This window comes from Desulfuromonas soudanensis (assembly GCF_001278055.1).
GTDB lineage: Bacteria > Desulfobacterota > Desulfuromonadia > Desulfuromonadales > WTL > Deferrimonas > Deferrimonas soudanensis.
Map to the genome: position 1 here is coordinate 3,927,049 of NZ_CP010802.1, position 20,756 is coordinate 3,947,804.

20 protein-coding genes are annotated in these 20,756 nt (G+C 62.2%); 5 read left to right on the top strand and 15 right to left on the bottom strand.

Annotated elements, in window-relative coordinates; genetic code table 11:
• Positions 1-82: 82 nt before the first annotated feature.
• Genes tolB through tolQ form a run of 4 tightly spaced genes read right to left on the bottom strand, consistent with a single transcriptional unit; the run spans position 83 to position 3,308 of the window.
• The gene (gene tolB / locus DSOUD_RS17485; protein WP_053552203.1) at positions 83-1,375 is read right to left on the bottom strand and encodes a Tol-Pal system beta propeller repeat protein TolB; all 1,293 of its coding nucleotides are present in this window, start codon (positions 1,373-1,375) and stop codon (positions 83-85) included.
• A gap of 1 nt (position 1,376) precedes the next feature.
• A complete protein-coding gene (locus DSOUD_RS17490) occupies positions 1,377-2,180 on the bottom strand; it encodes a TonB C-terminal domain-containing protein (RefSeq protein WP_053552204.1) in 804 nt (267 codons plus the stop codon).
• A 36-nt stretch (positions 2,181-2,216) separates the two neighbouring features.
• The gene (gene tolR, locus DSOUD_RS17495; RefSeq protein WP_053552205.1) at positions 2,217-2,639 is read right to left on the bottom strand and encodes a protein TolR; all 423 of its coding nucleotides are present in this window, start codon (positions 2,637-2,639) and stop codon (positions 2,217-2,219) included.
• Positions 2,640-3,308 (bottom strand): protein TolQ, encoded by a 669-nt coding sequence (gene tolQ / locus DSOUD_RS17500; RefSeq protein ID WP_053552206.1) that lies wholly within the window; start codon positions 3,306-3,308, stop codon positions 2,640-2,642.
• Positions 3,309-3,482: 174 nt separating this feature from the next.
• Between tolQ and ilvA the strand changes: the two genes are divergently transcribed.
• Both ilvA and DSOUD_RS17510 read left to right on the top strand, forming a co-directional pair.
• Positions 3,483-4,691, top strand: a complete 1,209-nt coding sequence (ilvA, locus tag DSOUD_RS17505; protein WP_053552207.1) for a threonine ammonia-lyase — start codon at positions 3,483-3,485, stop codon at positions 4,689-4,691.
• A gap of 22 nt (positions 4,692-4,713) precedes the next feature.
• Positions 4,714-5,436 (top strand): hypothetical protein, encoded by a 723-nt coding sequence (locus DSOUD_RS17510; RefSeq protein WP_053552208.1) that lies wholly within the window; start codon positions 4,714-4,716, stop codon positions 5,434-5,436.
• On the opposite strand, the gene DSOUD_RS17515 is transcribed toward DSOUD_RS17510, so the two are convergent.
• The 5 genes from DSOUD_RS17515 to DSOUD_RS17535 all read right to left on the bottom strand — a co-directional run bounded on the left by DSOUD_RS17515 (position 5,390) and on the right by DSOUD_RS17535 (position 9,558).
• Positions 5,390-6,094, bottom strand: a complete 705-nt coding sequence (locus DSOUD_RS17515) for a TIGR04282 family arsenosugar biosynthesis glycosyltransferase (RefSeq protein ID WP_053552209.1) — start codon at positions 6,092-6,094, stop codon at positions 5,390-5,392. The two genes, DSOUD_RS17510 and DSOUD_RS17515, sit on opposite strands and share 47 nt — an antisense overlap.
• A gap of 46 nt (positions 6,095-6,140) precedes the next feature.
• A complete protein-coding gene (gene folE2, locus DSOUD_RS17520) occupies positions 6,141-6,920 on the bottom strand; it encodes a GTP cyclohydrolase FolE2 (protein ID WP_053552210.1) in 780 nt (259 codons plus the stop codon).
• Between the two features lie 54 nt (positions 6,921-6,974).
• Positions 6,975-7,655 (bottom strand): 7-cyano-7-deazaguanine synthase QueC, encoded by a 681-nt coding sequence (queC, locus tag DSOUD_RS17525; RefSeq protein ID WP_053552211.1) that lies wholly within the window; start codon positions 7,653-7,655, stop codon positions 6,975-6,977.
• Between the two features lie 47 nt (positions 7,656-7,702).
• Complete coding sequence (pyk, locus tag DSOUD_RS17530) at positions 7,703-9,151, bottom strand: pyruvate kinase (protein WP_053552212.1); 1,449 nt, start codon at positions 9,149-9,151, stop codon at positions 7,703-7,705.
• An 83-nt stretch (positions 9,152-9,234) separates the two neighbouring features.
• On the bottom strand, positions 9,235-9,558 hold the full coding sequence (locus tag DSOUD_RS17535) for a hypothetical protein (protein ID WP_053552213.1): 324 nt from the start codon (positions 9,556-9,558) through the stop codon (positions 9,235-9,237).
• A gap of 203 nt (positions 9,559-9,761) precedes the next feature.
• Between DSOUD_RS17535 and DSOUD_RS17540 the strand changes: the two genes are divergently transcribed.
• Complete coding sequence (locus tag DSOUD_RS17540; protein WP_053552214.1) at positions 9,762-12,152, top strand: penicillin-binding protein 1A; 2,391 nt, start codon at positions 9,762-9,764, stop codon at positions 12,150-12,152.
• 87 nt (positions 12,153-12,239) lie between these two features.
• On the opposite strand, the gene DSOUD_RS17545 is transcribed toward DSOUD_RS17540, so the two are convergent.
• The gene (locus DSOUD_RS17545; RefSeq protein WP_053552215.1) at positions 12,240-12,950 is read right to left on the bottom strand and encodes a GntR family transcriptional regulator; all 711 of its coding nucleotides are present in this window, start codon (positions 12,948-12,950) and stop codon (positions 12,240-12,242) included.
• 160 nt (positions 12,951-13,110) lie between these two features.
• Between DSOUD_RS17545 and DSOUD_RS17550 the strand changes: the two genes are divergently transcribed.
• Positions 13,111-14,124: a potassium channel family protein gene (locus tag DSOUD_RS17550; protein ID WP_053552216.1), complete on the top strand. Its 1,014-nt coding sequence runs from the start codon at positions 13,111-13,113 to the stop codon at positions 14,122-14,124.
• 114 nt (positions 14,125-14,238) lie between these two features.
• On the opposite strand, the gene dinB is transcribed toward DSOUD_RS17550, so the two are convergent.
• Complete coding sequence (gene dinB, locus DSOUD_RS17555; protein WP_053552217.1) at positions 14,239-15,438, bottom strand: DNA polymerase IV; 1,200 nt, start codon at positions 15,436-15,438, stop codon at positions 14,239-14,241.
• Between the two features lie 102 nt (positions 15,439-15,540).
• On the opposite strand from dinB, the gene DSOUD_RS17560 reads away from it, so the two are divergent.
• Positions 15,541-16,266: a FadR/GntR family transcriptional regulator gene (locus DSOUD_RS17560; RefSeq protein WP_053552218.1), complete on the top strand. Its 726-nt coding sequence runs from the start codon at positions 15,541-15,543 to the stop codon at positions 16,264-16,266.
• A gap of 136 nt (positions 16,267-16,402) precedes the next feature.
• Here DSOUD_RS17560 and DSOUD_RS17565 read toward each other — a convergent pair whose 3' ends face one another.
• The 4 genes from DSOUD_RS17565 to atpA are packed head-to-tail and all read right to left on the bottom strand — an operon-like array spanning position 16,403 to position 20,751.
• The gene (locus tag DSOUD_RS17565) at positions 16,403-16,825 is read right to left on the bottom strand and encodes a F0F1 ATP synthase subunit epsilon (RefSeq protein WP_053552219.1); all 423 of its coding nucleotides are present in this window, start codon (positions 16,823-16,825) and stop codon (positions 16,403-16,405) included.
• Positions 16,826-16,883: 58 nt separating this feature from the next.
• Positions 16,884-18,290: a F0F1 ATP synthase subunit beta gene (gene atpD, locus DSOUD_RS17570; RefSeq protein ID WP_053552220.1), complete on the bottom strand. Its 1,407-nt coding sequence runs from the start codon at positions 18,288-18,290 to the stop codon at positions 16,884-16,886.
• A gap of 59 nt (positions 18,291-18,349) precedes the next feature.
• Positions 18,350-19,216, bottom strand: coding sequence for an ATP synthase F1 subunit gamma (gene atpG, locus DSOUD_RS17575; protein ID WP_053552221.1), 867 nt, complete (start codon positions 19,214-19,216; stop codon positions 18,350-18,352).
• Between the two features lie 23 nt (positions 19,217-19,239).
• The gene (atpA, locus tag DSOUD_RS17580) at positions 19,240-20,751 is read right to left on the bottom strand and encodes a F0F1 ATP synthase subunit alpha (RefSeq protein ID WP_053552222.1); all 1,512 of its coding nucleotides are present in this window, start codon (positions 20,749-20,751) and stop codon (positions 19,240-19,242) included.
• Positions 20,752-20,756 lie beyond the last annotated feature (5 nt).

Sequence of the window (20,756 nt, forward strand, 5' to 3'; positions counted from 1 at the left end):
TCTCACCGCGGATTCAATGCACAGGTTTCCTGAAATAAAACGCATTTAACTCTACTACAACCTGATGAAAAAACAAACTCAATTACCAGGGTCCCGACCAGGCCGGGTGGCTGGCGCTCCCCCCGTCGGCCGAAATGAGCCGGGAACCGCTGCCGTCGGCGCGCATGACGTGGATCGCCTTCTCGCCGCTGGCGTCGGAGGAATAGACGATAAAACGGCCGTCGGGGCTCCACCGGGGATGCTCCTTGTTCCCGGGCCCGAAGGTCAGACGCCGTTCGTCGCTGCCGTCCGGACGGAGGGAGTAGAGATCAAAACGCCCCTCCTCGAGGCGACTGAAGACGATGCGGTCCCCCTTGGGGCTCCAGGCGGGGGTGGCGTTGTATTTCCCTTCGGCCGTCAGGCGGCGCACCGCGCCGCTGACGACGTCGACAACGAAGATGTGGGGGTTGCCGAGTCGGTCGGAAACGAAGGCCATCGCGTCCCCCCGAGGGCTCCAGCTGGCATCGACATCGATCCCCCACTGGTTGGTCAGCCGCTTGTGCAAGGTGCCGTCGGTGCCGATGAGGTAGAGCTCGCTGTTGCCGTCCTTGGAGAGGGTCAGGGCGATCTCCCGCCCGCCGGGACTGTAGCGCCCGGAAATATTGAGCCCCTGGCGATAGGAGAGGCGAGCCTCGGCCCCGGAGTAGATCTCCTTGCGATAGAGATCGGGATTTCCCGCCTTGTAGGAGGTGAAGATCAGCTCTTTGCCGAGGGGGGAGAAGTCGGGGTTGAGCACGATGGAGCGGTGATCGGTGATCCGCTGCGGATTGTGGCCGTCCACCTCCATCAGGTAGAGTTCCTTGTGTCCGCTGCGGCGGGAGATGTAAGCGATGCGGGTGTTGAAGGGACCTTCCTCGCCGGTGAGCCCCTTGAGAATCTGGTCGGCGAAGGAATGGGCCATGCGCCGCAGATCGGCGCGCTTGCCGAGATAGCGCCGGCCGACGAGGAGGCGCCGGCCGGGAACGTCGTAGATGCGCATTTCCAGGGAAAGCTCCTCGCCGCGCAGGGAATAGGCCCCCTTGACCACAGCCTGGGCGCCGAGAAGGCGCCACTGCTCGAAGTCGACCTCGGTGCTGGAAAGGCCGAGGCGCCCGGCGTCGTCGAGAAATGCGGCGGGATCGACCAGAGTGAAGAGGCCGCTGAGGTCGAGGTCGCCCCTCAGCACCTCGTCGATTTCCGTTGCCACTTCGGGGCGGACGACGCCGTCGAGAGGGAGAATCCGCGTCAGGGCCAGGGGAATGGTCTGCTGTCCCGGGGCGCGGATCTCGATGGGTGCCGCCGCAAGGGGCGCGGCGAGGATAAGGCAGAGACTGATCAACAACAGGGTACGGCGCATATTAGTCCTTAAGAAGATCCTTGAGATTGAAAACGACCTCCAGTTCAAGCCTCTCCCCCGGAGCGGTGGGAAGTTTCTTGATCTGGAGTATGGCGCTTTTGACCGAATCGTCGAATCGGGCATCCCCGGATTCGGCGTCGATTTTATAGTCCCTGAGGTTCCCTTCGGCATCGAAGGTCACCCGCACCTTCGCCTCCAGGTCGAGACGGCCGACCTGATAGCGGGAGAGGGTCCACGCCTGTTTATAGGCGGACTGAACCCAGGCGTCGTAGGAAACCCCGGACTCGCTGCCGCGGCCGTCCGGCATGCCGACGGGCGCATCGTCGGGTGCCCGGGCGCGGCGATCGTCGGCCAGGGCCGCCAGGGTCGCCTTGAGATCGGCAATCTCCTTTTTCCGGCGCATATCGTCGATCGCCGAGGACGGGGAATCGTCGGCTTTTGTGGTTCTCGCCGCCGGCGCGGTCGCCTTGGCAGGTGGGGTCGTTTTTGCGGCCGGCGGGGAGACCTTGACCGGCTCCGTCCTGGTTTTTACCGGGGGGGGCGGCGCCTTCGCCGGAAGCGGCGCCGGCTTGACCGGAGTTGCCGGCTTGATCGGAGGAGCATCGGGACGGCCGGCCCGGGGAGCCTTGACCGGAAGATTGGCGAGATCGACGTAGTAGACGGGGCGGCGCTCCTCCTCGAAACGGGGAAGGAGGGAGCCGGCGAAAAAGAAGATGATCAGGAGGTGTAATCCCAGGGACCCGAGGAGCGTCCTGCCGATGCCGGGATCGCTGCCCGACCGGATTCCCTGCCGTGTATTTACCATAGGAAGCATCGTTTCGTAGCGGATCTACTTTCCGTCTCAGGGTTCGGGTGTTTCAGCAACCATCCCCAGCTTTTCCACCCCCGCCCCCTTGACGGCGGCCATCACCTCGATGACCCGCCCATAGGGAACGTCGCGGTCGGCTTCGAGGAAGACCTCTTTGCTTTCGCGCTCGGAAAGGATCTGCTTGAGCACCGGGCCGAGCTTGGCGGCGCTCTCCACCTTCGACTTGCCGATGGTGATTCGCCCCTTTTTGTCGACGGTGACGATGAGCGGTTCCTTGATGGCGGCGAGGTTGGGGGCGTCCTGGACTTCGGGGAGGTTGACCTCGACCCCGCGCTCCATCATCGGCGCGGTGACCATGAAAATGATCAGGAGCACCAGCATGACGTCGACGAAGGGGGTGACGTTGATCTGGGAAAGGGAGCTGCGCCCCCGGGTGTCGCGACGGCCGACCTCCATCTATCCCCTCCGCACCATGCGCTGGACGATGTTGAGAAATTCCTGGCTGAAGTTATCCATCTCCCCCGTCAGAACATTGACCTTGTTGAGGAAGTGGTTGTAGGCCACCACCGCCGGAATCGCCGCCACCAGGCCGATGGCCGTGGCCACCAGCGCCTCGGAGATCCCCGGAGCGACCACCGCCAGAGAGGCGCTGCCGGTCTTGCCGATGCCGTGAAAGGAGTCCATGATCCCCCAGACGGTCCCGAAGAGGCCGATGAAGGGGGCGGTCGATCCGGTGGTGGCGAGAAAGGTCAGATATTTTTCCAGGCGGTGGGTTTCCTGGGTCATGGCCCGCCGCAGAGCGCGGCTCACATTCTCGGCGCTCGCCCCCTCGGCATGGAAGGCGGATTCTTCCCCTTCGCGGGGGCGCTGTCCCTTGACCATTTCCTGATATCCCTCGCGGAAGAGGACGGCGAGGGGGGAATGGGCATAGTCCTTGAGTCCCTGGCCGATGACATCGAAGCGCTTTTTGCTCCAGAAGAACTCGAGAAAGCGCTCCGAGTCGCTGGCGGCGCGGTGGATGACCCGCAGCTTGTGAAATATGATGGCCCAGGAGACCACGGAGAAATAGACGAGAATCAGCAGGACCAGTTTGACGACCAGGCCGGCATTGAGAATGAGGTCCAAGGTGTTCCTCCCTGTTGGTGTTATCTATTTGCGGCGTCGATTATCGGCCAGGAACCAGGACAAGTCAACCGCCTTCGCCCCAGGGGTCTCCGGCGAGCGGGGGGGGGCGGTTGTCAAGGAGGCCCGGGAGGGCTATCCTTTTTTCAGGCGACAGATTCGCCGGAAGGAGCCGTCATGCTCGACCTGGACCAGATCCGCGCTGCAGCCGACACCCTCAGGGGGCGCATTCACCGCACCCCGCTGATCCACTCCCATTACTTTACCGCGCGGACCGGCATCCCCGTCCACTTCAAGTGCGAAAACCTGCAACGCACCGGCTCCTTCAAAATCCGCGGCGCCTGCAACTTTCTCTCCCGGCAGACGGTAAAGGAGCTGCGCTCCGGAGTCGTCGCCGCCTCCGCCGGCAACCATGCCCAGGGGGTGGCCCATGCCGCCGCCCTCCTGGGGATCCCCGCCCTGATGGTGATGCCCGAGAGCACCCCCCTGGCCAAGCTCCTGGCCACGCAGGACTACGGCGCCGAGGTCGTTCTTCATGGCGCAAACTTTGACGACGCCCTCTCCCGGGCCAGGGAACTGGCGTCGGAGCGGGGGATGCTCCTCGTTCCGGCCTTCGACGATCCGGCGGTGATGGCCGGCCAGGGGACGGTGGGACTGGAGATCCTTGAAGACCTCCCCGAGGCCGAGACCCTCATCGTCCCCATCGGCGGCGGCGGACTGATCGCCGGCATCGCCGTGGCGGCCCGGGCGCTCAAACCAAATATCCGCATCGTCGGCGTCGAGGCCGCAGGCTCGCCGGCGGCCCTCCTCGCCCGCCGGCAGGGGGCGCCGGTCACCCTGGCCGCCGCAGCCTCCCTGGCCGACGGCATCGTCATCAAGCGGGTGGGCGAACAGACCTTTCCGATCATCGAAGCGCTGGTGGACGAGATCGTGACCGTCGAGGAGGATGCCATCGCCCAGGCGATCGTCAGCCTGATGGAAAAGGCCAAGCTCGTGACGGAGGGCGCCGGAGCCGTCTCCCTGGCGGCCCTCCTCTTCGGCAACCGGGCACTGCGGACCGGGCGGACCGTCTGCCTCCTTTCGGGGGGAAACATCGATGTCCAGACCCTGGCCCGGGTGGTGGAAAGAGCCATGATCGGGGAAGGGCGTTTTTTGAAGGTCTGCATCGAACTGGAGGACTCGCCGGGAGCCCTGGCCCGCCTCGCCGAACTTGTCGCCCGGATAGGAGCCAACATCTTTCACATCAGCCACGACCGGCGCAGCGCCGCGCTCCCCCTCGGCCGGGTCGAGGTTCATCTCGAACTGGAAACCCGGGGGCCGGAGCATATCCGGGACATCCTCGAAAATCTCCACGAGCAGGGATACGGCGCACGCCTGGTGCGCTGAGCCGTCTTGTGCAGGAACCCCCATGAGCGACCGCAGGCGAGCCAACCTGACCCTGATCGGCACCGTTCACCGCGACCCCCGGGGGTATGAGCGGCTGTCGGCCCTCCTCGAAAGGCTGCGTCCCCGACGCCTCACCCTGGAGATGAGCCCGGCCGCCCTCCTCTATCGTCAGAAGAGAGCGGGTCTCCTGTCGATACGCCTCGAAACGATTCTCAATGATCTCGCCGACGAACTGGGCCGCAGCCGAAAGGAGCTCGATGAGCATCCGACGGTGACTTCAATCCGCACCCTTCTCGCCCTCCCCTTCGAATACCGTGCCGCCGTCGATTTCGCAGAGCGCAGAGGCGCCTCCCTCGCCCTCATCGACGATTCGGCCATCTCGACCGCCAAACTGAAGAAGGTGGAGAGCGAGTTGATCACCCCTTGCAACCTGAGGATTCTCGTGGGGCTCCCCTCGACCGCTTCCGACCACAGAAGCGAAGGATACCAGACGGCCAAACAATTGATTTTCGGTCCCTTCGACCCCCCCTTAAACCTGGCCTATCTTCAGGGAAGACGGGGGCGGGAAGGAATCGGGGGGCGCGACCGGGGCATGGCAGAGGAAATCCGCAGGCAACTGGAGGGGGGCGCAAGGGGTCCTTTGGCGCACATCGGCGGCTGGGTGCATCTGATGGAAGACCCCCTGGGGGAGACGCTCTTCAGCCTCCTGGACGATCTGCAGCCGCGCCGCCTTCTCCTCGAATGACCGGGCGTCCCTCCGCCGCCCCGGCCAAAATCGGTGCGGCAAAGCGCGCCGTCGCCGAATCCGGGGAGCGCCGAAGGAAGCGCTCCAGCGATGGCCGGTCATCGATGTCCTCCCACGCTCCCACCTCCAGGTAGGAAAGACCGCAGGCCTCGGCCCGCGCCCGGGTTTCCGAAAGGACTGCGGCGGTACTCCAGGGGATCTGGCGGAAGAGCTCTGGATGATGGCGGCGCTCCCCGATGAGCACATAGCCGCCGTCCCGGGCAGGGATGGTCACCACCTCGGCCCGGGAGAGCGCGGAGAGGGCCTCTTTGACCAGGGTCGCCGGGAGGTCCGGACTGTCCGATCCGACCAGGGCCGCCCCCTCCCCTGCGCCCAGAAGGGCGCCAAGGGCCCGGGACAGGCGCATCCCGAGATCCCCCGGGCCCTGGGAGACGAGCGGCACCTGCGGAAAGGCGGTACGGAAGTACTCGGGATCTCCGGCATAGAAGATCACCGGCGAAAAGGACCCCCCGGACAGGGCTTCGACCGTCTCCTTAAGGGAAAGGCGATAAAGTTCCGCGGCCTGTGTCGCCGACAGGGGGGGAGTGAGGCGGGTCTTCACCTTCCCCGGCAGCGGCTCCTTGGCGAAGATCCCCAGGAGTATTTTTTTCTCATCCATCCGCAACTTATCCACCGTTTCCACAGACTTGTCCACAGCAGGCGTTTTACCGCCGGTCCCTTTCCACGAGGGCGAAGGCCGAATGGTTGTGGATCGATTCGAAGTTCTCGCACTCGACCTTGAACCAGACGATCTCGGGAACCTCGCTCAGACGCTCCGTCACCCCTCGGACCAGATCTTCGACAAACATCGGATTGTCGTAGGCCTGCTCGGTGACCGCCTTTTCGTCCTCGCGCTTAAGGAGGGAATAGACCGGGGCGCTGGCGCAGGACTCCACCCAGGCGATGAGATCCTCCAGCCAGATGTGCCCGGTATAGCGAATCTGTACGCTGATGGCGCTGCGCTGGTTGTGGGCGCCACGGGCGCTGATCTCCTTGGAGCAGGGGCACAGGGAGGTGACGGGAACGGTCACGCCGAGCACGAAATCGGACTCCTTGCCGAGGGAACCGGTCATCCGGCACTGGTATTCCATGAGGCCGCGCGAGCCGGAAACCGGCGCCGTTTTCTCGATGAAATAGGGGAACTCCATCTCCAGGTGGGCACTGGAGGCCTCCAGGCGCTCCTTCATCTCCACGAGAATGGTGTCGAGACTCTCGATGCTGATTTCGCCGTGGTACTGGTTGAGAATTTCGATGAAGCGGCTCATGTGGGTCCCCTTGAAGTGGTGGGGGAGGTCCACATACATGTTGATCCGGGCCACGGTGTGCTGATGGACCTTGCTCCTGTCCATGACGACGATCGGATAGCGGATATCCTTGACGCCGACCTTGTCGATGGCGATATTGCGGCTGTCGAGGGATTTCTGCAGGTCAGGCATGACGGTCATGTTTTTTTCCCCGGGAAAATGTTGCTGAAGGCGAAAAAAGGCGGGCGGGTTGTTCTAACGGAGATAGGCGGCCGGGTCGGCCATCCCGATCTCGGCAAAACCCTTGAGTCGCAGGACACAGGAATCGCATTCGCCGCAGGCCAATCCCTCGGGGGTCGGGTCGTAGCAGGAATGGGTCAGGGCGTAATCGACCCCGAGAGCCAGCCCCCTGCGGATAATTTCCCCCTTGCTCTGGGCGATGAGCGGCGTGTGGATGAGGTAGCGTCCCTCCCCCTCGACCGCCGCTTTGGTGGCGAGGTTGGCCATCGCCTCGAAGGCGGCGATATATTCGGGGCGGCAGTCCGGATAGCCGGAGTAGTCGAGGGCATTGACGCCGATGTAAATGTCGAAGGCGCCGAGGACCTCGGCCCAGGCGAGGGCGAAGGAGAGAAAAATCGTGTTGCGCGCCGGGACATAGGTCACCGGGATCGATGCGTCGATGTCGCGCCCCTTGGGGACGGCCGCGTCACTGGTCAGGGCGCTGCCGCCGATGCGCCGCAGGTCGATCTCCACCAGCTGGTGTTCCGCGGCGCCGATCAGGGGGGCGTTATGGCGGGCTTTTTCAATCTCGATGGAGTGGCGCTGGCCATAGGCGAAGCTCATGGCGTAGGGGGTAAATCCTTCGGCGCGGGCGATCGCAAGACAGGTGGTGGAGTCGAGTCCGCCGCTGTAGAGGATGACGGCTTTCTTGCTCATGGCTTGATTTCCTTATTCGGGCCGGTGGCGCACTGCGACCCGGCGGGCTAATGGACTTCGTAGAACGGCGCGGTCCCCAGCCGGTGAACCTTCAGGAGGTTGGTGGTTCCCGGCGCCGAGACCGGACTCCCCATGGTGATGACCACCACATCCCCTCGCTGCAAAACTCCGGCGGCGAGAACGGCTTCTTCCACCGCACGAATCTGCGCCTCCGTATCCCCCTCGATGTCGACGCGAAGCGACCGGACTCCGGCGTAGAGGGCCAACTGCCTGCGGACCCGCTGCGAGGGGGTGACGGCATAGATCGGCAGAGCCGGACGGTACTTGGCGACCAGCGCTGCCGTGCTCCCCGTCTGGGTAAAGGCCAGGATCGCTGCGGCGCCGGTATTTTCCGCCACCCGGCAGGCCGCCTGACCGATGGCCTCGGGAAGGCTGGGGAAGCGCTGAACCAGGGGACTCGGGTGATAATAACCCTCGTGAAGAGTCCGATCTCCCTCGATGTCCGTGGCGACCCGGACCATGACGGAAACGGCCTCCACGGGATATTTCCCCGAGGCGGTCTCCGCCGAGAGCATGACGGCATCGGTGCCGTCGAGAATGGCGTTGGCCACATCGGAGATTTCCGCCCGGGTCGGCCGGGGATGCTCGATCATGCTTTCGAGCATCTGGGTGGCGGTGATCACCGGCTTGCCGGCGGCGTTGCATTTGCGGATGATCCGCTTCTGGATCAGGGGAACCTTCTCCGGGCTCATCTCGACACCGAGGTCGCCGCGGGCCACCATGATTCCGTCGCTGGCTTCAAGGATGGCGTCGAAATCGGCCACCGCCTCGGGTTTTTCGATCTTGGAAATTATCCGGATCTCCGACCCCGCCGCCTGCAGAAGATCCCTCAACTCCTGGACATCCGTCGCACTGCGCACAAAGGAGAGGGCGACGTAATCGATCCCCTCGCCGATGCAGAATTGCAGGTCGTCCCGGTCCTTGGCGGTCAAGGCCGGCGACGAGACCTTGACCCCGGGGAGATTGATCCCCTTGCGGTCCTTGAGCACCCCCCCCTCGACGATGCGGCAGCGCACCTCGTCTCCGGAAATCGCCAGAACGGCAAGCTCCAGGAGTCCGTCGTCGAGGAGTATCCGGTCGCCGACCAGGACGTCGCCGGGGAGTTTGTCATAGGTGGTCGGGATGAGGGTGCGGGTCCCCAGGACGTTCCGGGTGGTGATGGTCACTTCCTCGCCGGTGCGCAAAGAGACTTCACCACCATCCATCTGGCCGGCCCGGATCTTGGGACCCTGCAGATCGCCGAGGATCGCCACCGCCCGCTGGCGCAGCCGGGAAATCTCGCGGATCCGCCGGATCAGCTCCCCCTTTCCCTCCTGGGCGCCGTGAGAGAAATTGAGTCGGAAAACTTCGGCCCCCGCCTCCATCAGTGCCCGCAACATTTCTTCCGAGTCGCAGGCCGGTCCGATTGTAGCGACAATCTTGGTGCGACAGAACATGACGCCTCCTGACCGGGAAGCCCCGGTAAAAAGCCCTCTTCGGGGCGGAAGAGGATTGCGTTCCGAACCCCTGGGCGCAAGGCCTAGTGGTGGTAGCGCCCCTGGCGCTCGGCATGGGCCTTGTCGGGTCCCTTGTGACAGCGAAAACAGCGCTCTTCCGTCACCTTCTGCTGTTCCAGCGGCGAGGAATCGCCGGGCATGACTGCAGCGGGAGTCTGCCAGGAATATTTTCCCGTCTCGTCCGTAAGTGTCACCGGTGCATAGGCCAGCTGCCAGTTGGCGCTGATCGCCTGGGTGTGGCAGCTGTCACACCCTCCGGGAGGGGGTATCGACTTCCAGGATGCGAACATGGTGCATCCCCAGCCGCAGAAAACGATCAGGGAGACAAGTAGGAGCGTTTTCTTCATCAATGACGATCTCCTGTGGATGGGACCCGGCCCCGGAACGGCGTGGAACTGCCGTCGGGGAGGGAAAAATTGTTTTGAACCAAGGATTTTACCCGGTCACTATAGCACAGGGGCAGAGGCCGGCAAACGGCAAAACGGTTGCCGGTCTCCACCGAATTGTGGTATTAATTGATTCTTTTACCAAGGGAGCACTTGAAGCTACCATGACTATACCTAAGCCGTTGCGCATCCTCCTGCTGTCCGGAGGCGCCCTGGCCCTGGTCGGAATTCTGACCGGGGCCGGTGCCTACCTCTATGTTTCCCGAACCCTGCCACGGGTCGATACCCTGGCCGACTACCGTCCGCCGATCATCACCCGGGTCTACAGCGAGGACGGAGCGATCATCGCCGAATTCTACAAGGAGCGACGCATCGTCGTCCCCGTAGCCACCATGCCGCGGCAGCTCATCGAGGCCTTCGTCGCCGCCGAAGATTCCAACTTTTTCCAGCACCAGGGGATCGACCTCCCCTCCATCCTCCGCGCCGCCCTCAAGAACCTGAAAGCCGGAGGGATCGTCCAAGGGGGGAGCACCATAACCCAGCAGGTGGCCAAAAGCCTCCTTCTTTCCCCGGAGAAGAAATTCGAGAGAAAATTCAAGGAAGCGATTCTCGCCCGGCGCATGGAGAAAAAACTCTCCAAGGACGATATCCTCTACCTCTACCTCAACCAGATCTATCTCGGCCACGGGGCCTACGGGGTCCAGGCGGCGGCAGAAAACTATTTCGACAAAAACATAGAGGACCTCACGCTCGGCGAACTGTCCCTCCTCGCCGGACTTCCCCAGGCCCCGAGCCGTTACTCCCCCTACCGCCACCTGGATCGCGCCAAGGAGCGCCAGAAATACGTCCTCGGCCGCATGGTCGAGGAGGGGTACATCACCAACGACCAGGCGACCGCGGCCATGGCGGAGACCCTGGTCATTCACCCCCGGGTGAACACCCACATCACCGAAGCCGCCTACTTCACCGAACAGGTTCGCCGCTACCTCGAGGAAACCTTCGGGGAGGACCGCCTCTATACCGCCGGCCTGGAGATTCAGACCACCATGAATCTCTCCATGCAGCAGGAGGCGCAAAAGGCCGTCCGCGAAAATCTGCGCGCTCACGACAAGCGCCAGGGTTTCCGAGGCCCTCTCCGGGTCCTCCACGGCGAAGAGGCCGAAACCTTTCTCGCCGAACAGACCTCGGCCTTCAGCGAGACCCCGCCGGAGGCCGGTGCCTATTTCGACGCCCTTCTGACCGGTGCCACCAAGGAGGGCCTCTCTCTGCAGCTCGGGTCCTTCCGGGGACAGATCCCCGCTGAACTGAGCCGGTGGGCCGGGTCCCTGCGCGTCATTTCCGCCACCGCCACTCCGACCTCTGTCTCTCAACTCCCCATCGGCTCCGTTCTCCAGGTGCGGGTCCAGGAAGTTCGCCCCGACGGCTCACTCCTTCTGGCCCTCGACCAGGAACCCCTCGCCCAGGGGGCGCTGATCGCCCTCGACCCTCGCAACGGCGAAGTCAAGGCGATGATCGGCGGATACGATTTCACCAGGAGCCAGTTCAACCGGGTGATTCAGGCCCACCGTCTCCCCGGCTCGGCCTTCAAACCGCTGATCTACGCGGCCGCCCTCGACAAGGGATACACCCCCGGTACCGTCCTCCTCGATACGCCTTTGATTTTCAAGGAAAAATCCGGCGCCGGGGAGGAAACGGAATGGAAACCGAAGAACTACGGCGACAAGTTCTACGGCGCCACCTCTCTGCGCACCGCCTTGACGCACTCGCACAACGTCATCACCATCCGGGTGCTCGAGGATATCGGCGTCGGCTACGCCGCCAACTACGCTCACAAGCTGGGTATCGTCTCGCCGATGGACAAGGACCTGACCCTGGCCCTTGGATCCTCGGCACTCACCCCCCTCGAACTCGCCACCGCCTACAGCGTCTTCGCCAATGGCGGTGTCCGCCTCGCCCCGACCTACATCACCCGGATTCTCGACCGGGACGGCCAGGTCCTCGAATCGACGGATCCCGCCGATTTTCCCGATGGAATCGGCCCCGGACAAAAACTCATCCGTCAGTCCCCCGAACGGGTGATCTCCCCGGAAACGGCCTATCTGATTTCCAATCTGATGGAGAGCGTGGTGCAAAACGGCACCGGCTGGCGCGCCAAGGCGCTGCACCGTCCCGTCGCCGCCAAAACCGGCACCACCAACGACCTCAAGGACGCCTGGTTCGCCGGTTACGTCCCTCAACTGGCGGCCGTCTCCTGGGTCGGCTACGATCAGGAACGCCCTCTCGGCGAGGACGAGACAGGCTCCAAGGCGGCGGCCCCGGCCTGGGTTGATTTCATGACGGCTGCCGTGGCCAATTTCGAACCCCTGGAATTCCCGGTTCCCGACTCCATCGAGTTTCGCGCCATCGATCCCCAGACCGGCCTTCTGGCTCCCGAAGATAACGCCGACTCCATCATTGAAGTTTTTGCCCCCGGGACCGCGCCAACCCATTACGCCCTCGACGACAAGAAGCCCCGGGCCCGGGACTTCTTTAAACTCGACATGGAAGACCGCTGATCCCCCTCCCTCCCCAAAAAAAACCCGGCGCGCCCGGAAGGGCCGCCGGGTCAGATCCTGCTCCCCGTTGAACTTCATCCACCTCGGTCAGACGTCGATGGATCGTCGCAACACCGATTTTTCGACGCGACGCCCCTCTTCCTTGGCCAGACTCTGGATCAGAACCTGCCCGCCGTAGGCGGCGGTCTTGCGCACCAGGTTGTCAGCCCGTTCACCGTCGTGGGCCTTGAAGGCTTCAATGATCTTGTGGTGCTCCTGAACGGAAATTTCCATCCGACCCGGCAGCGCCAGGGAGGCCATGCGCGGCCGGTTGAACTTCATCATCAGGTGACTGATCAGATCGAAGAGCTTTTCGTTTCCCGCCGCACGAATGAAGAGTTCGTGGAACTCGTTGTGCACACGGAAAAAGGTTTTCACATCGCCGTCCCGGGCGAGCTGTTCCAGCCGATTGTTGATTCCCTCGAGACGTTCGATGTCGCGATCGGTCAGCCGTTCTGCGGCAATGCGCGCGGCATACCCTTCGAGAATGCTTTTGATGGCATAAAACTCCTCCACATCCCGTTCGGACAGGGACGTCACCACCGCCCCCTTGCGGGGGATGACGGTCAGGTATCCCTCCGACTCCAGCTGCCGAAAGGCCTCCCGAATCGGGGTGCGGCTGATCCCGAAGCGCTCGGCAAGTTCGGGCTCGGCCACCTTCTCCCCCGGCTTGAGCGAACCCTTGAGAATCGCTTCGCGTATTGTTTCCAGTATCTTCTCTCGCAGGGTCTGGTGGCGTTCGATCGGCTTTCTTCGCAAACTGGTTTCTCCATAGAGTATATTTTGGTCAAATTGTATACAGTATACATATCATGTCAAGATTTTTCTCTCCCGCGACCGCGAGCCAAGTCACCATATCTCCTTGATTTTTTTGCTGTGCATCGATAGTATCTGGATTTTTACCCAGGACTGATAATTTATGGATCCCGTCCGCCATCTCCGTTTTTCCCTGTCTATTCTTGTCATTGTCGTCGGCTGCGGCACTCTGGGGTATACACTCATCGAGGGCTGGACCCCCTTCGAAGCCCTCTACATGACGGTCATTACCCTGGCCACCGTCGGCTTCCGCGAGGTCCACGATCTCTCCGACCAGGGGAAGGCCTTCACCATCGCCCTGATTATTTTTGGCGCGGGGATTATCGCCTATGCGGTGGGGAGTCTCGTCCAGTTCATGGTCGAGGGACAACTGCGGCTCATTCTCGGGAGGAAGAAGTTGGAAAATCAGATCAGCAAACTCCAGGGGCATTACATCATCTGCGGCTACGGGCGGATCGGGACCCTCATCTGCAAGGAATTCCATGCCCGCCCTCTTCCCTTCGTCGTCGTGGAAAAGGACCCGACCCTGGTGGAAAAACTGGCAGGCGACGGAGTGCTCTACGTACGCGGCGACGCCACCGACGACGACACCCTGATTGCCGCCGGCATCCGCCGCGCCAAGGGGCTGATTACCGCTGTGACCTCCGACACGGAAAACGTCTATATTACCCTCACGGCCAGGGGCCTCAACCCCGATCTCTTCATCCTCGCCCGCTCCGGGGAAGAAGGTTCGGAAAAGAAGCTGCGCCGCGCCGGTGCGACCAAGGTCGTTTCCCCCTATACCATCGGTGCCAGCAGGATGGCCCAGGCCATCCTCCGTCCCTCGGTGGTCGATTTCATCGAGATCGCCACGGCCAGCCGAAATCTTGAATTGCAGCTCGAAGAAATCCGGGTCACCCTCAAATCGTCTCTGGTCAACAAGACGCTGGTGACCTCGGGGATCCGCCGCGACCTGGGCATAATCATTGTCGGCATCAAGAAGGTCGATGGACAGATGCTGTTCAACCCCCCCCCGTCCATCCTCATCGAAGCGGGGGATGTTCTCATCACCCTCGGCGAGCCGACAGCGACCCAGAATCTGGAAAACATCGCCGGCGGCTCAACCGGCGATGCATGACCCCTCCTCTTTTCGCATCCCCTTCATCAATCTCCATCCCGGAATGCTCGGCCCGCCGGTTCACCAGGCGACCTGATATCAGAGCCCCCCGGACCCCTCTGGGCCGGAGCCCTGCTAAGACCCCTGGTCGCCGTCGCCCCCTTCCCTTCTCCCTGGAGGTGCAAGGAGCGACCCCCGGCAAATTCCCCATTCACCAAAGCGCTCCTGCAAGCCGTCGAGGGTCCGGTTCAATGTCTCCCGGCGCCGCCTGTCGTCCTCATCGAAGAGACTCTCCTGTCCCGACCCCCTCTGACCGAGCTGACTCAGCGTGATGCCGAGAAGACGCACCGCCCGGCTCCCGGCTTCCGTCCGCTGGAGAAGCTCGACGGCGATCCTGTGGATTTCGCCGGAGCTCTCCTCCCCGCGGGCCAGGGTATGGCTCCTGGTCACGGAGATGTGGTCGGAATACTTGACCCGAAGCGTAATGCAGCGGCCGCTGAATCCCAGGCGCCGCAGGCGGCGGGCGACCCTCTCGGCAATGCCCAGCAGTTCCCGCTCCATATCCTCCGGCTGCCAAAGGTCGCAATCGAAGGTTTCTTCATGACCGAGCGACTGGGCTGTGCCGCCGGAGACCACCTCCCGATCGTCGTGCCCCCGGGCCATTTCGAAGAGGGTCGGGCCGAAGGACCCGAAGTGACGCTCCAGATACTCACGGGAAAGGGATTGCAGATCGCCCACGGTTTTGATCCCGCCGTTCTCCAGACGCCGGGAGGCGACGGGACCGACTCCCCAGAGGCGGCCGACGGGGAGAGGGTGCAGGAAGGACTCAACTTCCTCCTCCCGGATGGCGTAGAGACCGTCGGGTTTCCCCTGTTCGGAGGCGAGTTTGGCCAAAAGCTTGTTGGGGGCGATCCCGGCACTGACCACCAGGCCGAGTTGTTCCCGGACCTCGCGGCGAATCCTGGCTGCGATCTCCACAGGGGTGCCGAAGAGCCGTTCGCAGCCGGTGACATCGAGAAAGGCTTCGTCGATGGACAGCGGCTCGACACGGTCCGTGTATCGGCGGAAAATGGCGAAAACCGCCAGGGAAATCTCCCGGTAACGACCCATTCGCACCGGCCGGACCAGCGCCTGGGGACAGAGGCGCAAGGCCCTGGACATCCCCATGGCGGATCGAACCCCGAAGGGACGGGCTTCATAGGAACAGGCGCAAACGACCCCTCGCTCCGGGCTGCCGCCGACAATGACCGGTTTGCCCCGCAGTTCAGGAAAGTCGCGCTGCTCCACCGCCGCGAAAAAGGCATCCATATCGAGATGTATGATGGCTCGACCCATGATCGCAGACCCTATCCCCGGGGAACGAATTCCGTCACTTGACCTTTTCCCTCCGGCATGCTAGATACCTGGTCATACCACTACGCCAAGAGGGGAAATGGCATGACCACCATGTTCAAACCGATCCGGCCAAAAAAGATTTCTGAAGAAATCGTCGAACAGATCATCCAGCACATATCCCAGGGACAACTCAAACCCGGCGAGCGTATCCCCTCCGAGCGGGATCTCGCCACGGCCCTCGGAGTCAGCCGTCCCTCCGTACGCGAAGCGATCATGGTTCTCGAGGCGCTGGGTCTGGTGGAATCCCGCCAGGGGGGTGGGACCTACGTCCGTTCCGTCGCCGACAAAGCCCTCGCCGACCCCCTGAGCAACCTGGTCGAGCGGGACCCCAACCTTCTTCATGCCCTCGCCGAAGTCCGCATGGGTCTTGAGGGATGGTCCTCCTACCTCGCCGCCAGGAACGCCACCGAAGAAGAGATTGCCGAGCTTCGCGCTCTCCTCGAAGAGATGCGGAAAAAAGTCCCGTCGGGTGGCTGGGGAGCCGAAATCGATACCCGCTTCCACTACACCATCACCGCCGCCAGCCACAACACCATCCAGCAGCACGTCCTCAACACCATCCACGGTCTGTTCAAGGCCACCATCGAGGTGGCCCTTTTCGAATTTTACCGCAAAGAGGGGTATGCCGAACTCCTCCTCCGGCAACATGAGGCGATCGTCGACGCCATCGCCCGCCGCGAGCCCGAAGAGGCCCGCCTGAGGATGGTGGAACACCTCACCATTGTCGAGCAGAAACTTTCACAGCTCCTTGAGGAACGGGGACACTGATCGTCCGATTCAACGCCTCGACCCTGTCCCGCCTCGGCATTTAAACATCCCTGGTTTAACACGGCAGACACCACAGAAAAAAGGGGCGGACCTGAAGGTCCGCCCCTTTTCCCTCTTCATGTCTTGTACCTGACTCTCAGTGGCCGCGCTGTGCCTTGCGCCCGGCAACCATGATCCTTATCATGGCCCGCTCGAGTGCGGCCTGCATGACGATAAATTCCTTGTCCTCCGGTCCGAGACGCTTGAGAGCCTCTTCGGCGCGACCGAGTGCCAGCTTGGCCCGATCCAGGTCGATTTCATCGGCCGGCTCGGCCGTTTCCACCAGCACGGTCACGGTATCGTTTTCCACCTCCACGTACCCCCAGTTCACGGCGACGTGATAGGACTCGGCACCCTGACGATAGGTCAGTTCGCCGATCTTGAGGGTGGTCAACATCGGAGTATGCCCGGGAAGCACGCCGAACTCACCGATGACGCCAGGCGCGACAATCTCGTCGACCTCCTGGGAGAGAACTTTCTTGTAGGGTGTGACCATTTCCAGTCTGAGCTTTTCTGCCATTACGAACGTCCTTTGGCGCGATGGCGGGCCCCGTCAGGACCCGCCGTTGCTTCGTCTATCAGGCCGCCAGCTTCTTGGCCTTTTCGATGGCCTCTTCGATGGTGCCCACCAGGTAGAAGGCCTGCTCGGGAAGGTCGTCGTGCTTGCCTTCGACGATTTCCTGAAAGCCGCGAATGGTGTCCTTGAGTTCGACATACTTGCCGGGAGACCCGGTAAAAACCTCGGCCACGTGGAACGGCTGGGACAGGAAACGCTGAATCTTGCGGGCACGGGCCACGACCAGCTTGTCTTCCTCGGAGAGTTCGTCCATGCCGAGGATGGCGATGATGTCCTGGAGGTCTTTGTAACGCTGCAGAACATACTGAACGTCGCGGGCGATTTTATAATGCTCCGCGCCGACGACCTGGGGGTCGAGGATGCGGCTGGTGGAGTCGAGCGGATCGACGGCGGGATAGATCCCGAGTTCGGCAATCTGTCGGGAGAGAACGGTTGTCGCATCGAGATGGGCGAAGGCGGTGGCCGGAGCCGGGTCCGTCAGGTCGTCGGCGGGAACATAAATAGCCTGAACCGAGGTAATGGAACCCTTGTGTGTGGTGGTGATCCGCTCCTGAAGCTCACCCATTTCCGTCGACAGGGTCGGCTGGTAGCCGACGGCCGAGGGGATACGGCCAAGGAGGGCCGAAACTTCCGACCCGGCCTGGGTAAACCGGAAAATATTGTCGATGAAAAGGAGGACGTCCTGTCCTTCCTCATCGCGGAAGTATTCGGCGACGGTCAGGGCGGAAAGGGCGACGCGGGCCCGGGCCCCGGGGGGCTCGTTCATCTGGCCGTAAATCAGGGCGGTCTTCTCGAGAACCCCCGACTCCTTCATCTCGTGCCACAGGTCGTTTCCTTCCCGTGTCCGCTCGCCGACGCCGGCGAAGACCGAAAAGCCGCCATGCTGCTTGCCGATGTTATGGATCAGTTCCATGATCAGAACGGTTTTGCCGACGCCGGCTCCGCCGAAGAGGCCGATTTTGCCGCCGCGGGCGTAGGGCGCCAGAAGGTCGACAACCTTGATTCCGGTTTCGAAGGCTTCAACCTTGGTCGACTGGTCGATGAAGTCGGGGGCCGGACGATGGATTTCCCAGTTTTTATCGGTCTTGACCGGACCCATCTCGTCCACCGGCTCGCCGACGACGTTGAGGATGCGCCCCAGGGTGCCGCGACCGACAGGCATAAGGATCTGCTTGCCCGTGTCCAAAACCTCCTGACCGCGGACCAGGCCGTCGGTGGAATCCATGGCGATGGCCCGGACCGTATTCTCGCCGAGGTGCTGGGCAACCTCGACGACCAGGTTCCATTCGCCTTCACCGAGGGAGGGGTTGGTGATTTTCAGAGCGTAATAAATCTCGGGGAGTTTACCGGCCTCGAATTCCACGTCGACGACGGGACCGATAACCTGAGTGATCTTTCCTTTATTCATGATGAACCATTCCTCCTTTTTTCCCACCCCTCACCAGGTGTGGATCATCGTTCGTGTTGTTACTTAATGGATTCGGATCCGGAGATGATTTCCATCAGCTCCTTGGTGATCGCCGCCTGGCGCGCCCTGTTATACTGCAGCGTCAGCTTGCCGATCATTTCCGCCGCATTCTTGCTGGCACTGTCCATGGCACTCATCCGGGCCCCGAGTTCGGACGCTACCGATTCGAGCAGCGCCCGGAAGACCTGCACCTCGACATGTTTCGGCAACAGCTGCGCGAGAACCTCGCCGCGATTCGGCTCGTAGAGGTATTCGGTCACCTGCTCCCCTTCTTCGATCGTCTTCGGAACGATGGGAAGGAGTTTGTCAATGGTTACTTCCTGGCAGATGGCGCTTCGGAAAGCGTTGTAGACCAGAAATACGGCATCATACCGGTCACCGATGTACCCCTCGACGATCTCCTGGCCGAGCAGCGCCGCCGTGCTGTAGGTAATGCTGCCGGTGATGTTCTCGTAAACCTTGGTGATGGTCAGGCCGGAGCGGTGTTTAAGAAGCTCCTTCCCCTTGCGGCCGATGATCAGAAGATCATACCCCTCAAACCCGGCGCTGTTGGCGCGGATAAAACGCTCGGCACCCTTGGAGACATTGCCGTTGAAACCGCCGCAGAGTCCGCGGTCGGCTGTCATCAGCACCACCAGGGCCCGTCCCATTCCCCGTTCCTGAAGAAGAGGATGAGCGCTCTGGTCCTCTCGGGCAGCAAGACTGGAGAGGACGTCGAGCATCTTGTCGGCATAAGGTCGGGCCGCGACCACGGCGCTTTGGGCTCGCCGGAGCTTGGAGGCGGAAACCATCTTCATCGCCTTGGTGATCTGCTGGGTATTTTTTACCGAGCTGATTCGCTTTTTTATATCCTTGAGATTTGCCATCTGTCCTTACCTTTGCTTGCGGTTTATGCGGTCGCGAACTGCCCTTTGAAATCCTCAAGGGCGGCCTTGATGCGGCCGTCGAGATCGGCGTCGATCGCCTTTTTCTCGCGCAGATCGGTCAGCAGCTGCCCCTGCTTGGCCTCCAGAAAGGAGAGGAGTTCCGACTCGTAGCGACAGATGTCGTTCACTTCGTACTGGTCGATAAAGCCGTTGTTGGCGGCATAGATAACCACAACCTGCTTCTCGACGGGGAGAGGCTGGTATTGTCCCTGCTTGAGAATTTCCACCAGGCGGGCGCCGCGGGCGAGCTGACGCTGGGTCGCCGCATCGAGGTCGGAACCGAACTGGGCGAAGGCGGCCATCTCGCGGTACTGAGCCAGGGCCAGACGCAAGGTGCCGGCAACCTGCTTCATCGCCTTGATCTGGGCGCTTCCGCCGACGCGGGAAACGGAGAGACCGACGTTGATGGCAGGACGAACGCCGGAATAGAAAAGGTCGGTTTCGAGGAAGATCTGACCGTCGGTGATGGAGATGACGTTGGTCGGGATATAAGCAGAAACGTCACCGGCCTGGGTCTCAATGATCGGCAGGGCGGTGAGGCTTCCGGCGCCGAGTTCGTCGTTGAGCTTGCAGGCCCGCTCGAGAAGGCGGCTGTGCAGGTAAAAGACGTCGCCGGGATAGGCTTCACGTCCCGGGGGGCGGCGCAGGAGGAGAGAAAGCTGGCGATAAGCGACGGCCTGCTTGGAGAGATCATCGTAGATAATCAGGGCATGCTTGCCGTTATCGCGGAAGTACTCACCCATGGTCACGCCGGTGTAGGGAGAAATAAACTGAAGGGGAGCCGGGTCGGAGGCACTGGCGGATACGACGATGGTGTAGTCCATGGCGCCGTGGTGCTTGAGCCTGTCCACCACCTGGGCCACCGTCGAGCGTTTCTGACCGATGGCGACATAGATGCAGATGACGCCCTGCCCCTTCTGATTGATGATGGTATCGGTGGCGACGGCCGTCTTGCCGGTCTGGCGGTCGCCGATGATCAGCTCGCGCTGCCCGCGACCGATGGGAACCATGGCGTCAATCGCCTTGAGACCGGTCTGCATCGGTTCATGAACCGATTTACGGGCGACAATCCCCGGGGCCTTGATCTCGACCTGACGATAGGTGTCGGTCGCGATCTCCCCCAGGCCGTCGATGGCAATACCGATACCGTTGACGACGCGGCCGATCAGGGCTTCGCCGACGGGAACCTGAACGATGCGCTCGGTGCGCTTGACGGTATCCCCCTCCTTGATATGGTGGCAGTCGCCGAGGAGAGCCGCACCGACATTATCCTCCTCGAGGTTGAGGACCATGCCCATGATGCCGCCCGGGAACTCGAGGAGTTCGCCGGCCATGGCCCGATCGAGGCCGTGGATGCGGGCAATGCCGTCCCCGACGGAGATGATGGTGCCCGTCTCGCTGACTTCGACTTCGCGACCGAAATTCTCAATCTGCTTCTTGATTATTGCGCTGATTTCTTCTGCCCTGATTTCCATAAGAC